Origin of the sequence: Glycomyces dulcitolivorans (assembly GCF_003265355.1) — a bacterium.
GTDB classification, from domain to species: domain Bacteria; phylum Actinomycetota; class Actinomycetes; order Mycobacteriales; family Micromonosporaceae; genus Glycomyces; species Glycomyces dulcitolivorans.
The window spans coordinates 8,174-21,650 of sequence record NZ_QFRW01000079.1 but is presented as its reverse complement, the minus strand read 5'-3'; the positions used below and the strand labels follow the sequence as shown (position 1 = coordinate 21,650).

The window sequence follows — 13,477 nt, the reverse complement described above, 5'->3', positions numbered from 1 at the left end:
ATGATCCGACTGGGCATCCTGGGGGCCGGGGCGCGGGGCTCGGACACGTACGGGCGCTGGGCGATCGGTCATCCGGAACGGGCGGCCGTCGCGGCCGTGACCGATCCGGAGCAGCATCGGCGCGACCGGCTCGGCGAGCGCGCGGGCGTCCCGGACGAGCACCGGTACGCGGACTGGCGGGACCTGGTCGCGGACGCGGGGGCGATCGGCTTGGACGCGTTCGTGATCGCGCTGCCGGACCGGCTGCACGTCGAGGCGGCGGTCGCGGCGGCCGAGACGGGCCTGCCGGTCCTCCTCGAAAAACCGGCGGCGACGACCGAGGAGGACCTCGACGCGCTCGCGGGGGCGGCGCGGGAGTTGAACGCGCGCATCTGGATCGGGCACGTGATGCGGTACCAGCCGTTCTGGCGGACGATCCGGCGCCTGGTCGACGCGGGGACCGTGGGGCGGCTCGTGACGATCCGGGTCGAGGAGAACATCGGGTTCTGGCACTACGCGCACTCGTACGTGCGCGGGAACTGGCGGAACCTGGCGACGTCGAGTCCGATGGTGCTCGCGAAGACCTGCCACGACCTCGACATCATCCGCTGGTTCGCGGGCGAGGCGCCGTCCACTGTGGCGTCCTTGGGGTCGCTCACGTACTTCAAGCCCAAGCACGCGCCGGCGGGCGCGCCGTCGCACTGCCTGGACGGGTGCCCGGCGGCGGACTCGTGCCCGTTCTACGCGCCCCGCTACTACGCAGAGGCGCTGGCGGGCACGGACGGCTGGCCGGTGGCGCTGCTGGGCGACGACCTGTCGCCGACGGGCCGGATCGAGGCACTGCGTCACGGCCCTTATGGACGGTGCGTGTTCCATTCGGACAACGACGTGGTCGACCACCAGCAGACCGTCGCCGAGTTCCCCAGCGGGCTCACCGCGGTACTGTCGACCTCGGCGTTCACCGGGCAGAACACGCGCACGGTGCGGCTGACGGGCACGGCGGGGGAGATCGCCGGGAACCTGCGCACAGGCGCCCTGGAAATCGACCTGTTCTCCCCGGCCGCCGAGATGCCCGGCCTGCCCGAGGCGCGGCCGGGGAAGAGCTTCACGCGCGAACCCATGGGGCACCGCGTGTTCGAGGTGTACGCCGGGCCGGTGACGGCTGCCGGGGAGCCCGACCACCGGGGGCACTCGGGCGGCGACGAGGCGCTCATCGACGCGTTCATCACCGCCCTCGAACAGGGCCGGGACGGCGGCGCCGCACCGGATCTGGAGGCGTCGCTCGACAGCCACCGGATGGCGTTCGCGGCCGAGCGGTCGCGCCTCGACGGCGTCATCGTCCACTGGGGGCGGTCGTGAGCTGGTGGCGGGACGCGGTCGTCTACCAGGTGTACCCGCGCAGCTTCGCCGACGGGAACGGCGACGGCGTCGGCGACCTCGCCGGCATCGAGTCGCGGCTGCCGTACCTGCGCGACCTCGGCGTCGACGCCCTGTGGATCAACCCGTGGTACGTGTCGCCGATGGCCGACGGCGGGTACGACGTCGCCGACTACCGCGCGATCGACCCGGTCTTCGGGACCCTCTGGGACGCCGAGCGGCTCATCCGCGCCGCGCACCGGCACGGACTGCGGATCATCGTCGACATCGTCCCCAACCACACCTCCGACCGGCACGCGTGGTTCCAGGCGGCGCTCGCCGCCCCGCCCGGCTCGCCCGAGCGGGCCCGGTTCCACTTCCGGGACGCCCCGAACAACTGGAGCTCGCGCTTCGGCGGGCCCGCATGGTCGCAAGTGGACGACGGGCAGTGGTACCTGCACCTGTTCGACGCCGCCCAGCCGGACCTGAACTGGGACCACCCCGAGGTCCGCGCCGAGTTCGAGTCGATCCTGCGGTTCTGGCTCGACCGCGGCGTCGACGGTTTCCGCATCGATGTCGCCGACCGCCTCGTCAAGCAGGCGGGCCTGCCCGACCGGCCCGTCCGCGAGACCGGCGTGCCGACGTTCGCGGACAACGGGTCCCGGCCCGGGAGCCAGCCGGATAAGGACCAGCCGGAGGTGCACGAGATCTACCGGGCGTGGCGGCGCGTCCTCGACGAGTACCCGGACCGGGCGTTCGTCGGCGAGATGTGGGTGGCCGACCCCGACCGGTTCGCGATGTACTTGCGGCCTGACGAGCTGCACACCGCGTTCAACTTCGCGTTCCTCAAGTGCGCGTGGGAGGCCGGGGCGCTCCGCTCGGTCATCGAGCAGACTCTCGCCACGCATGCGCGGGTCGGTGCCCCAGCGACCTGGGTCCTGTCCAACCACGACGTCACCCGGCACGCCACCAGGTACGGGCGCGAGGACACGCGCTTCACCAAACGCGTCCACGACGTCCCGACCGACCGCGCCCTCGGGGTGCGCCGGGCCCGCGCCGCGGCCCTGCTCAGCATGGCGCTGCCCGGCAGCGTGTACGTCTACCAGGGCGACGAGCTCGGCCTCCCCGAGGTCTTCGACCTGCCCGCCGAGGCGCGCGAAGACCCGGTGTTCCGGCGCACTGAGGGAAAGGATCTCGGCCGCGACGGCTGCCGGGTGCCGCTCCCCTGGGGCGGCGACGCCCCACCGTTCGAGTTCGGCACCGGCAGCTCCTGGCTCCCCCAGCCCGCCGACTGGCGCGGCCTTACGGCGGCCCGCCAACTCGCCGACCCTGCCTCGATGCTCTCCCTCTACCGCCTCGCCCTGCGCATCCGCCGCAACGAACCCGCCCTCGGCGACGGCCCGATGCACTGGCTCGACACCGAACCAGGAGTCCTCGCCTTCACAAGAGACCCCGGCTTCACCTGCATCATCAACTTCACCGACGCCCCTATCGACCTCCCCGCAGGCACCCCCCTCCTCGCCAGCGCCGAACTCCCCACCACCCCCACCGGCAAACCCACCCTCCCACCCGACACCACCGCCTGGCTCCGCACCTGACCAAACTGTCGTACCCCTATGTCAAGGTTTTGACCGGGGGCCCATCGATCCTCCGACCATTCGGCGTGCCCGCCAACCACCCGCAATCCGCGCACCCGGCCCGAATGTCGGACCCCCGTGTCAGGGTGTTGAACCGGGGGCCCGCGACACGGCCCTCCGAGGCTCTGCCCCTGCCCTGAATCCGCCGTTCGGCCGTGGCGCGATTCGACGCGGCTGACTACAGTTGCGGATCGGGAGGTGAGCCGTGCGCAGGAGCTCGGAATGGGTCGTCGTCGAGCGCAGTTCACCCACCCGTCGGATCTCGTCCCTCGCCCTGTACGCGGGCGCCTGCGCCGCCGGGATCGCCGCCCTCTACTGGCTCGTGCACACCGAGCCCGCGAGCCTCGACTCCGGCGAACCCAACCCCGTCGCGGCGCTCCCCGGGTTCTTCACGGTCATGGCCGTCCTCGGCGCCGCCTGCTTCCTCGTGCCGCTCGTGCGGCCCCCGAAGCTCATGGTCAACCACTTCGGCCTGCGCGTGCGCCCCAGCTTCGGCAAGGCGCTCATGATCCCGTGGAGCAACATCGAGGAGCTCGCCGCGATCCACGTCGGCTCCAAGCGCCGCGGCACCTCCTACCTCCTGTTCGCCGCCGACGTGTACCTCGGCCGCGGCGGCTCCGACCGGCCCGGGTTCCTCGGCCGGTCCGTGCTCCGCGAGGCCAACCGGGCCACCGAGGGCCTCGTCGCCGGGTTCGACCTCGCCGTGCGCTGCAAGGACTTCGCGCCCGAACCGCAGCAGCTCCTCGCCCGCCTCGCCTCGTACGCGCCCGGTCACGTCCAGGTCGTCGACCGCCTCTGAGACACGCCGCGGCCCCGCCCGCCGCAGGTGTTCGCCGCCGGCGAAACCCCCTCCGCCGCACCGCAACAGCGCCAACCAGGCCGTTGCCACCAGCCGGGATGCGCGGCTTGCCCCAAATGCCGGTCCCTGCCCCGGGCGGCCGATCCGTACACTGGAGGCGACCCGACCGCTCCACCCCTGGGCGAGGGGTCGCCTCAACCGCCCGGCAGGCAGCGCCGGCGGACCGTCCAGCATTGGGGGTACCCGTGGCGTCGATCCCGGACGAGGGCCTGCGCGCGACCCTGGCCACCATGGCGCCCGGCACCGCGCTGCGCGACGGCCTGGAACGCATTCTCCGCGGCCGCACCGGCGCGCTGATCGTCGTCGGATGCGACACGATCGTCGAGCGCATCTGCACCGGCGGCTTCGAGATCGACATCGAGTTCTCCGCGACCCGCCTGCGCGAACTCTGCAAGATGGACGGCGCGGTCGTGCTCACCACCGACGGCGCCCGCATCGTCCGCGCCGGCGTCCACCTCATGCCCGACCCCTCGATCCACTCCAACGAGTCGGGCACGCGCCACCGCACCGCCGAGCGCGTCGCCATCCAGACCGGGTTCCCCGTGATCTCCGTCAGCCAGTCGATGCACACCATCGGCCTGTACATGGGCGACATCCACCACCTCGTGGAGCCCTCGACGCAGATCCTCTCCCGCGCCAACCAGGCCCTCGCCACCCTCGAACGCTACAAACTGCGCCTCGACGAGGTCGCCGCCAGCCTCTCCAGCCTGGAGATCGAAGACCTCGTGACCGTGCGCGACGCCGTCACCGTCCTCCAGCGCCTGGAGATGGCCCGCCACATCGCCGACGAGGTCGAAGGCCACGTCATCGAACTCGGCACCGACGGCCGGCTCCTCGCCCTCCAGCTCGACGAGCTCATGGCCGGCGTCGACACCGACCGCGAACTCGTCGTCCGCGACTACCTGCCCGACGACGCCGACCACCGCAAGGCCCTCCGCGCCGTCGACGAGATGAGCTCCCCCGAACTCCTCGACCTCATCGCCGTCGCCCGGTCCCTCGGCTACCCGAACTCGCCCGACGTCCTCGACCGGCGCGTCAGCCCCCGCGGGTACCGGATGCTCGCGAAGGTCCCGCGCCTGCCCGAGGCCGTCATCGAACGCGTCGTCGACCGCTTCGGCGCCCTCCCCGAACTCCTCGGCGTCACCGTCGAAGAGCTCCAGGACGTCGACGGCGTCGGCCCCGGCCGGGCCCAGAGCATCCGCGAATCGCTCACCCGCCTCGCCGAGGTCTCGATCCTCGACCGGTACCTCTGACCCGGCCGACCGTTCGCCGTCGGCGGGGTCGACCGCCCGCTAGGTGAGCTTCAGCGCCGCCGGGGACGACACGGCGTCGCCCAGGCGCGCCCGCAGCTCGTAGTCGCCCGCCGGGAGTTCGCGGCGCGCGCCCCGGCAGCCCTCGTCCGAGGCGAGCCCGTCGACGGTGAACTCCACGGTCTGGCCCGCGCCGTCGCTCAACTCGACCTCCTCGCCCTGCGGGGTCTCGCAGTGCGCCGTCGAATAGACCACGTCCGACCCCGCCGCCAGCTCGACCGCGACCGAACGCAGGTCTACGGTGCACGGCACGTCCGCGCTGCTCGCGACCAGGACGCTCACCGGCACCTCCGAACCCGACCGCACCTCGCCGAACGCCGCCACCACCTGCAGCATCAGCTCCTCGGCCGGGCACGCCGCCACCGGCGCCGCGGTCGGCGACGGCGACTCGCTCGCCGACTCCGACGGCTCGGGGATGTACGGCCGCTGGGCCGTCGAAGACGGCGTCGGCGCCGTCCACTCCTGCTGGGCCGCATCCGCTTCCACGCCCGCGTCCTGCTCGTCGCCGCCCCCGCCGAACGCGTTCAACCCGATGACCGTCAGCAGGATCAGCGCCAGCACCACCCCGGCCACGATCCCCCGCCGCTTCCAGTAGACCGACTCCGGCTCCGAGCCCTTCACGAACCTGCCTTTGAAACCCTGCACGCGGGGACGCTAACGCAGCCCGACCCCACCCCAGCGGATTTACGCGCCTCTCGTCCACCCGCTGTCGTACCCCTATGTCAGGGTTTTGACCGGGGGCCCATCGATCCTCCGACCATTCGGGGTGCCCGCAACCCGCCTCGCCGACTGTCGGACCCCGCGCCGACAATGGGGGACATGCGCGCCGCCACCGAAACGACCGAACCGGCACTGCCCTCTCCAGACCTGCTCGCCGAGCGCCTCCTCCCCTGGTTCGACGCCCACAACCGCACCGAACTCCCCTGGCGCCGCCCCGGCACCACCGCCTGGGGCGTGCTCGTCTCCGAGATCATGAGCCAGCAGACCCAGGTCGCCCGCGTCGCGCCCGTCTGGGAGGCGTGGATGGAGCGCTGGCCGACCCCGGCCGACCTCGCCGCCGCCCCCACCGCCGACGTGCTGCGCGAATGGGGCCGCATGGGCTACCCGCGCCGGGCCCTGCGCCTCCAGGAGTGCGCGAAGATCGTCGCCGAGGAGCACGACGGCGTCGTCCCCTCCGACCCGGCCGAGCTGGAGAAGCTCCCCGGCATCGGCAACTACACCGCGGCCGCGGTCGCGGTCTTCCACTACGGCGGGCGCCACGCCGTCGTCGACACGAACGTCCGCCGCGTCGTGGCCCGCCTCGGCGGCCGCAGCGACGCCGGGAACGCCACCTCCAAGGCCGACCTCGCCGCCGCCGAGTCGCTCCTCCCCGAGGACGCCGCCACCGCCGCGCGCGTCTCGCTCGCGCTCATGGAGCTCGGCGCCCTGGTGTGCACCGCCCGCAAGACCGAGTGCGGCACCTGCCCGGTGACCGACGCGTGCGGGTTCTCCGGCCAGGAGCTCCCGGAAGGCCCGAGCCGGAAGCGCCAGCGCTACAAGGGGACCAACCGGCACGTGCGCGGCGAGATCATGGCGCTGCTGCGAAACGCCGACGGGCCCGTGGAGCGGGCCCGGATCGACGCGGTCTGGACCGATCAGCGCATGGTCAACGAGGCCGTCGCGCAGCTGATCGAGGACGGCCTGATCGGCACCGACGAGACGGGACGATTCGAACTCCCGAGTCGGTGACAAACGCTCCGGCCGCTGCTAGCGTGGGAGTTGAGAGAACTTCACGAAGCTCGGTCGGCACCGATCCGAAGGATCGGCGGCCCCGGGTCCAACCCCGCCGGTCACCGCGGCGGGGCACCGGACGGACCCTCCGGGTCCGGCTCACCACCGGTGCCGGGACCGACCGCCTACCGCGCGGCCGCCCCCGAGCGGCCGGCCAGGAACACGACGACGCGGCTCGCGCCATCTACCGTCGCGTCGACCGCGGACCGGCCGCCCGAAAAGCGGGCCACGCAGGAGCGGACGCCGACAGCGGCGGACGCGACCGGGCAACGGCAATGCCGTCGGGGTACCGCGCGCTCAGACCCGGGCGGCATTGCTACGTGTTCGCCGCCGCGACCGCGATCGGGGCCTCGGTCCGCTTGGCCCAGCGCACGAGCCACCACACCACGAGCACCGCGGGCAGGCCCTTGAGCATGATCCCGCCGAGGACGCCGAGCGCCCCCAGACCCAGGCCGTCGCGCAGCAGCGGCGAGTTCCACACCGCGTGCAGCACGATCACCCCCGCCACGGCCCCGGCCGCGATCCACGCCGACCGCCGGGTCTTTCGCGTGGCGGCGTAGGCGATCCCGGCCCCGGCGATGGCGGTGAAGATCGCGTGGCTCCACAGGCCCGCGAGGACGCCGCGGACGATGAACACGGCGATGACCGGTTCGACGACGTCCCCGGCGCGGTTGACGACGGTGCTCGACATCGCGAACGCGTAGCCCTCGACGATCTGGAAGCCCACGCCGCAGAAGGCGCCCAGGACGATCCCGTCGAGCACGCCGTGCAGGCGGCCCCAGAAGATCGCGACGACCAGGACCACCCCGGCGGCTTTGACGACCTCCTCGACCACGGGCGCGGCCAGGACCGGCGCCCAGCGTTCGGCCCAGGCCGGGCCCCACGCGGTCGCGAAGAGCCCGTGGAGGGCCCGCGACCCGAACAGGGAGGTCATGACGGCGACGGTGGCGCCCCAGACGAGCCCGACGAGGAGCGCGGCGCCGGGGAGGGCGAGGTGGCCCGCGAGGCGGCGGCGCATCGTCCAGAACGGGACGGCGAAGAGGGAGAACAGGACCAGGGCGGTCGTGCCGGCCCGCGGGTAGGCGAGGGCGACCGGGAGGGTGTTGTACAGCAGCAGGATCGCGGCCGCGCCGGTCAGCAGCGCGGCCGTCCACTGGGCGGGCGAGGTGGGGTCGGGGCGCATCAGGCGGCCCCGAAGGAGAGGCGGGCGATGAGCGCGTCGATGCGGTCGACGGTGCCGGCGTCGAGGGTGGCGCCGCGGGCGGTGACCTCGGCGCGGGTCTCGCCGTGGACGAACGCGCACGCGAACCCGGTGCCGGTCTCGGTGACGAAGCCGCGCCCGGCGCCTTCGACGCCGTTCGCGGCGCACGACCTGGGCTCGGTGAGGCGCACGCCGGGCTGGACTTCGAGGAGGCGGGCCATCTCGCCGGCCAGGTACTCGGCGTCGAAGCCGTAGGGGCCGGCGACGGCGACATCGACCTCGGCGTCGCCGACGAGGAACTCGGCGCGGCCGGACTCGGGCCGGTAGTAGCCGGGGCGCATGTGGGTGCCGTCGGGGGCGGTGATCGTGACGCCCGCGAGGGTGAACCGCTCGCCGCCGACGTCGACGGTGGGGGAGACGGCCTTGTTCAGCAGCGGGACCGCGAGCGCGAACAGCAGGACCGCGGCGGCGACGGCCGCGGCGACGGCGAGGCTCCTCAGACGGGACACACTTCAAGCGTCGCATGCGGTTCGCGGCATTGCATCGGTAATGCCCGGGTATGGGCGGTGTCGATTCGAGGGCAGGGGCAGAGCCTCGGAGGGCCGTGTCGCGGGCCCCGGCCTCGGCGAAGCTTGCGAGCCGTAGATTTGCGCGGTCAACACCCTGACACGGGGGTCCGACATTCGGGCCGGGCGCGCGGTTCGCGGGCACGCCGCATGGTCGGAGGATCGATGGGCCCCCGGTCAAAACCCTGACATAGAGGTACGACAGTTCGGGGGCGTGAAAAAAGCCGCCGGGGCGCGGCGGCTCGTGGTGCGGGGCGGGGCGTCTGCCGGCCGGGACCTGGTTCAGGGGTCTGCGGCCGGCGTCGCGTTCCGCTTGTGGTCCGTCGGGGCGGGCCCTGAGGGAGGGCCCGCTGCCTCGTCGGTCGGATCGACCGAGCCGTGGGACCACGGCTTCGATGGGGCGGCGGCCGGAAGGGTGGCCCGGCCTCGGATTGGTTCCTCAGGCCTCGTCGCCTGGTCGGTGGCGGGAGGCGGTTTGCGGTTGCTAGTCGGCGGCCTCGCGCTGCACCGGGATGTCCCCGTTGATCAGCGCGCGGATCTCGGACTCACGGTAGCGGCGGTGGCCGCCGAGGGTCCGGATCGCGGAGATCTTGCCGGCCTTGGCCCAACGCGTCACGGTCTTGGGGTCGACGCGGAACATCGCGGCGACCTCAGAGGGGGTGAGCAGCGCTTCGGATTCCACCGGAAGGTTCAGCTCTGTCGTCATCGTTCGTTCTCCTCCACACACGGGCTGCGAATCACCGGCTGCCGAGCCTTGATTCGTTCCTTCTGCAATCGTCCGGCCTGTCGTAGATGTCCGACATAGGCCGAACGGCCGATTTTGCTTGGACTTTCCGCTCGGATCGCTCATCCGAGTGATCACTCCACAAGCGAACATCCTGGCAGCGGGCCCGGGGCCCGGCGGGAGGCGAGGTCAGTTCAGTCTTTCCGCGAGACGACGATCACGCCATCGGTCGACAAGGCGCGCATAGCATTCCTGCGCCTCCTCGGGTTCGGAGGCGCCGAGGTGGTCGAGGGCCTGCCAGGTGAGGTCGACCGAGTCCTCGTCGCGGAGCTCGTCCGGTTCCATCCTGGAGACGAGGCCGCCGTAGTCGAGCTCGACGACCGAGTCGCGGTGGAAGCCGTCGAGCCACTGGCCGGTCTCGGCGAGGGCCTCGGCGAGCTCGGCGCCCTCCCCGAACTCCGAGCGCACCAGGTTGCGGGCGACGGCGAGGCCGGTGCGGGACTTGGCGATCGGGGTCCGGTAGCGGAGGATCCCGAGGCCGGGCTGGATGACGAGCTCGCGGTCCTCGGGGCGGACGCACGCGAACCAGCGCAGCGGCACCGACCAGGACGCGACGTGCTCGTGGGCGTCGGCGGGGGCCTCGTGGCGGTCCGAGCCGTCGTCGAGGGCGACGATCTCGGCCGCGGAGGAGAGGAACTCGGGCGGGAACAGGGCCTCGGCCACGGCCTCGGGGGTCAGGCGGCGCACTTCCAGGGCGGCCGAGGCGATCCGGTAGCGGAGGTTCCACGGGCACACGAGCGGGTCGCCCTCGCCGCGGGCGATGACGTACGCCTCGCGGCCGAAGGAGGGGACGCCCCGCCAGGGCCATCCGATGCGCTCGTACAGTGCTTCCCGTCGGACCCTGGGACCGTCGAGCGGGTCGACCGCGCGCCCCGAAGCGGCGTACGCGCGCCAGTAGCCGGCGTCGGCGAAGGCGACGGCCGGCTCGTAGACGCGCAGATAGGACGCGTTCGGTGCGTACACGAGGCAGATACTTCCATAGTCATATGCTGGTGGCGTAGGCATACCCGCGCTACGACGAGGAAGCGGCCGCGACCCGGCCGCGCCCCTGGGGCGCCGCCCGGCGCGCACCGCGCTCCGGGGCCCGAACCCCTAGAGAAGAAACTGGAGAGCAAGCCATGAGCATCTTCGACGCGACCGGCCACGAACAGGTCGTGTTCTGCCACGACCCGGACACCGGGCTCCGGGCGATCATCGCGGTGTACTCGACCGCGCTCGGCCCCGCCCTCGGCGGGACCCGCTTCTACCCGTACGCCTCCGAGGAGGAGGCCCTCACCGACGTGCTGCACCTGTCGGAGGGCATGGCGTACAAGAACGCGATCGCCGGGCTCGACCACGGCGGCGGCAAGGCCGTCATCTGGGGCGACCCGGTCGCCGACAAGAGCGAGGCGCTGCTGCGGGCCTACGGCCGGTTCGTCGAGTCGCTCGGCGGGCGCTACGTGACCGCGTGCGACGTCGGCACCTACGTCGAGGACATGGACCACGTGGCGCGCGAGACCCGCCACGTGTCCGGGCGCAGCCCCGAGGCCGGCGGCGCCGGCGACTCCTCGATCCTCACCGCCTTCGGCGTCTTCCAGGCGATGCGCTCGGCCGCCCAGCACCGCTGGGGCGCCGTGGACCTCGCCGGGCGCACCGTCGGCGTGGCCGGGCTCGGGAAGGTCGGCCGCCACCTCATCCCCCACCTCATCGAGGCCGGCGCCGAGGTCGTCGCGTGCGACGTGAACGACGCGGCGATCCGCTGGACGCAGGAGCGGTTCCCCCAGGTGCGCATCGTGGCCGACGCCGACGAGCTCATCGCCTCCGGCATCCACGTGTACGCCCCCTGCGCCCTCGGCGGGGTCCTCAACGAGGGCACCCTGAAGGCCCTCGACGCCGAGATCGTGTGCGGCGCCGCCAACAACCAGCTCGCCGCCCCCGAGATCGCCGACGAGCTCGACCGGGCCGGCATCCTCTACTGCCCCGACTACGTCGTGAACTCCGGCGGCGTCATCCAGGTCGCCGACGAGTACGACGGCGCCTTCGACTTCAAGCGGGCCGAGCGGCGCACCGCCGGGATCTTCGAGACCACCGGCCGGATCCTCGACCGCGCCAAGGGCGAGGGCACCACCCCCGTGGCCGCGGCGAACGCCCTGGCCGAAGAGCGCATGGCCGCCGTCGGGCGGCTCCAGCGCCTGCGGCTGTTCCGCTAGCACCCGAGCACACCGGGGGGATCCTATAGGATATTTCGTATATCGTATAGGATCCCCCGGGCACGGCTTGCGCAGCGTAACCAGGCGATTCCGGATGGTGAGAACGAATCTCGCGATTCGGACGGATGTTCGTCCCGGTCTGGTGGTCATCGCCGGTAATCTGTGGCATCCAACTCATGGGCCGGGATGCAGTCCGGCGCTGCGAGGCTGTACCGTAGGAGCCACGAAGAGATTGCAAGCATTCCGGGGCGCCTTAACGGCTGCCCCGATGATTTCTGTGCGAGGGGGTCGAGCCATATGGGGCGCGGCCGAGCTAAGGCAAAGCAGACCAAAGTGGCCCGGAAGCTCAAGTACCATGCTCCGAACACCGACCTGCGCGCGCTTGAGCGCGAGCTAGGCACCGGTCGTGAGGACGAGGTCGACATTGAGCCGCCTCCTGAGGAGGAGCCGGACCCGTACGCCGCTTATGCCGACGATCGGTACGACGGAGACGAAGACGATCTCCGCGAGGATGACTGGCTCCCGCCGAAGAAGCAGTTAGCACTGCGGCCCACGCGGACGCCGCCGGTTCGTGCCAGCACGACCGGACGTCCGCCGTGAGCGTGGCGGGCCCGCCCGACCGATCTCCGCAATCTCCATATCCAGCACGGGCATGCGCCTCCACTGCGCCGGCCCGGTCCCCGCTCCCGCCGTCGGGCCTCCCCGCGAGTCCACGGCCCGGGAGCGTCACTGGAGCAAAGACTTCGGATGTCGGCGGACGACGCGATATCCAATATGCACGAAGAGAGGCGGCGCGACCGCGATCTGAAAGAGATCCGGTCACGCCGCCTCTTCGGCTGCTCGGGGAGCGGCTACTGCTGCGGCGCCTGGGGCCACTGGTTCTGCTGGGTCTGCGGCGCGGCGGCCGGCGGGACCGCGGGCTGCTGACCGGTCGGGTAGGCAGGCGGGGCGGCCGGAGCCGCGGCCGGGACGGCGGCGGCGGAGCCGGGGACCAGGAGCGCACCGGAGACGAACAGGGCGTAGGCGCCGATGAGCAGGAGCGCACCGATCCACGCCGACGCGTCCGAGCCCGACGAGCCGTCCGGCAGCGACAAGAGGTCGTACAGGAACCCGGCCAGGAACACGGCCGTGCCGGCCACCGTCAGCGCCTTCCACAGGGACCGCAGCTTCTCGCCGGTGAACAGGGCCAGCGCGAACACCACGATCACCGCGGTCAGGACCGAGGGGAGCCCGAACAGGTGGGAGGCGACGTCGACCTGGAGCTCGGTGGAGTCCGAGGTGCCGGTGATGAGGCCGGACAGGGCCAGGGCGCCGAGGCCCGCCAGGCCCAGGATCGCCGGGAGCGAGGGCACGCCGAGCTTGTCGAACAGCGACGGAGCCGGAGGGGCGTAGGCCGCGTACTGCTGCTGGGCCTGGTACTGCGCCTGCGGGGAGGCGTAGGGCGCCTGGGCGTAGGGCTGCTGCCCGGGCTGTGCGGAGATGGGCTGCTGGGGATATCCCGCACCTGATTGCTGTTCACTCATGCCCTCATCATGCCTTGGTCGGGCAAATGGGCGCACCCGGGTTGCGGAGCCGGTCACCGGTCCTGCGCGGGTCGTTCCGCGGTCGGGGGCTTGGGAACCCGCGCGGATTCGCGGACCCCAACGGCAGCGCCGCGAGTGCGCGAGCCCGTACTCTGGAGCCATGTCGCAACGTCTCCGTCCCGTTTCGCCGATCTGGGTGGCGGGCCGTCCGCAGCACGGCGAGGAGGAGTTCTTCGTCACCCACCCCTTCGACGACTCGCCGGTGGGGGCCACCTCGTGGGCGACGGCCGGCCAGGTGGAGGC

Annotated in this window: 13 protein-coding genes; 7 read left to right on the top strand and 6 right to left on the bottom strand. The window is 72.3% G+C overall.

The window, feature by feature from the left end:
* The 4 genes from DI269_RS07370 (at position 1) to disA (ending at position 5,084) form a co-directional block, all read left to right on the top strand.
* Positions 1-1,338: a Gfo/Idh/MocA family protein gene (locus DI269_RS07370; RefSeq protein ID WP_112134451.1), complete on the top strand. Its 1,338-nt coding sequence runs from the start codon at positions 1-3 to the stop codon at positions 1,336-1,338.
* Positions 1,335-2,933 carry a glycoside hydrolase family 13 protein gene (locus DI269_RS07365; protein WP_232822663.1) on the top strand — a complete coding sequence of 533 codons (1,599 nt, stop codon included), beginning with the start codon at positions 1,335-1,337 and terminating at the stop codon, positions 2,931-2,933. Before DI269_RS07370 ends, DI269_RS07365 begins: the two co-directional genes overlap by 4 nt.
* Positions 2,934-3,177: 244 nt before the next feature.
* Positions 3,178-3,771, top strand: coding sequence for a hypothetical protein (locus DI269_RS07360; protein ID WP_112134450.1), 594 nt, complete (start codon positions 3,178-3,180; stop codon positions 3,769-3,771).
* Positions 3,772-3,887: 116 nt separating this feature from the next.
* A complete protein-coding gene (disA, locus tag DI269_RS07355; RefSeq protein ID WP_112134449.1) occupies positions 3,888-5,084 on the top strand; it encodes a DNA integrity scanning diadenylate cyclase DisA in 1,197 nt (398 codons plus the stop codon).
* 39 nt (positions 5,085-5,123) lie between these two features.
* On the opposite strand, the gene DI269_RS26865 is transcribed toward disA, so the two are convergent.
* Positions 5,124-5,786, bottom strand: coding sequence for a hypothetical protein (locus tag DI269_RS26865; protein WP_157974817.1), 663 nt, complete (start codon positions 5,784-5,786; stop codon positions 5,124-5,126).
* A gap of 174 nt (positions 5,787-5,960) precedes the next feature.
* On the opposite strand from DI269_RS26865, the gene DI269_RS07340 reads away from it, so the two are divergent.
* A complete protein-coding gene (locus DI269_RS07340; RefSeq protein ID WP_112134472.1) occupies positions 5,961-6,869 on the top strand; it encodes an HhH-GPD family protein in 909 nt (302 codons plus the stop codon).
* Between the two features lie 358 nt (positions 6,870-7,227).
* Here DI269_RS07340 and DI269_RS07335 read toward each other — a convergent pair whose 3' ends face one another.
* From DI269_RS07335 to DI269_RS07320, 4 genes are all read right to left on the bottom strand, one after another.
* Positions 7,228-8,094, bottom strand: a complete 867-nt coding sequence (locus DI269_RS07335) for a PrsW family glutamic-type intramembrane protease (RefSeq protein ID WP_112134446.1) — start codon at positions 8,092-8,094, stop codon at positions 7,228-7,230.
* A complete protein-coding gene (locus DI269_RS07330; RefSeq protein WP_112134445.1) occupies positions 8,094-8,621 on the bottom strand; it encodes a hypothetical protein in 528 nt (175 codons plus the stop codon). The genes DI269_RS07335 and DI269_RS07330 overlap by 1 nt, the downstream gene beginning before the upstream one ends.
* A 541-nt stretch (positions 8,622-9,162) precedes the next feature.
* Positions 9,163-9,384 carry a BldC family transcriptional regulator gene (locus DI269_RS07325; RefSeq protein WP_112134444.1) on the bottom strand — a complete coding sequence of 74 codons (222 nt, stop codon included), beginning with the start codon at positions 9,382-9,384 and terminating at the stop codon, positions 9,163-9,165.
* A 207-nt stretch (positions 9,385-9,591) separates the two neighbouring features.
* On the bottom strand, positions 9,592-10,425 hold the full coding sequence (locus DI269_RS07320) for a hypothetical protein (protein WP_112134443.1): 834 nt from the start codon (positions 10,423-10,425) through the stop codon (positions 9,592-9,594).
* A gap of 155 nt (positions 10,426-10,580) precedes the next feature.
* On the opposite strand from DI269_RS07320, the gene DI269_RS07315 reads away from it, so the two are divergent.
* Positions 10,581-11,651: a Glu/Leu/Phe/Val dehydrogenase dimerization domain-containing protein gene (locus tag DI269_RS07315; RefSeq protein WP_112134442.1), complete on the top strand. Its 1,071-nt coding sequence runs from the start codon at positions 10,581-10,583 to the stop codon at positions 11,649-11,651.
* 297 nt (positions 11,652-11,948) lie between these two features.
* On the top strand, positions 11,949-12,251 hold the full coding sequence (locus tag DI269_RS07310) for a DUF3073 domain-containing protein (RefSeq protein ID WP_112134441.1): 303 nt from the start codon (positions 11,949-11,951) through the stop codon (positions 12,249-12,251).
* 251 nt (positions 12,252-12,502) lie between these two features.
* Here the strand turns inward: DI269_RS07310 and DI269_RS07305 are convergent, their stop codons facing one another.
* Positions 12,503-13,174, bottom strand: a complete 672-nt coding sequence (locus DI269_RS07305; RefSeq protein WP_112134440.1) for a hypothetical protein — start codon at positions 13,172-13,174, stop codon at positions 12,503-12,505.
* Positions 13,175-13,477: the final 303 nt, after the last annotated feature.

What these genes read in the sequence shown, in the direction of transcription:
- DI269_RS07370 (WP_112134451.1), top strand. Translation starts at nt 1, where the DNA reads ATGATCCGACTGGGCATCCTGGGGGCCGGGGCGCGGGGCTCGGACACG.
- disA (WP_112134449.1), top strand. Translation starts at nt 3,888, where the DNA reads ATGCCGGTCCCTGCCCCGGGCGGCCGATCCGTACACTGGAGGCGACCC.
- DI269_RS07340 (WP_112134472.1), top strand. Translation starts at nt 5,961, where the DNA reads ATGCGCGCCGCCACCGAAACGACCGAACCGGCACTGCCCTCTCCAGAC.
- DI269_RS07335 (WP_112134446.1), bottom strand. Translation starts at nt 8,094, where the DNA reads ATGCGCCCCGACCCCACCTCGCCCGCCCAGTGGACGGCCGCGCTGCTG.
- DI269_RS07325 (WP_112134444.1), bottom strand. Translation starts at nt 9,384, where the DNA reads ATGACGACAGAGCTGAACCTTCCGGTGGAATCCGAAGCGCTGCTCACC.
- DI269_RS07315 (WP_112134442.1), top strand. Translation starts at nt 10,581, where the DNA reads ATGAGCATCTTCGACGCGACCGGCCACGAACAGGTCGTGTTCTGCCAC.
- DI269_RS07310 (WP_112134441.1), top strand. Translation starts at nt 11,949, where the DNA reads ATGGGGCGCGGCCGAGCTAAGGCAAAGCAGACCAAAGTGGCCCGGAAG.
- DI269_RS07305 (WP_112134440.1), bottom strand. Translation starts at nt 13,174, where the DNA reads ATGAGTGAACAGCAATCAGGTGCGGGATATCCCCAGCAGCCCATCTCC.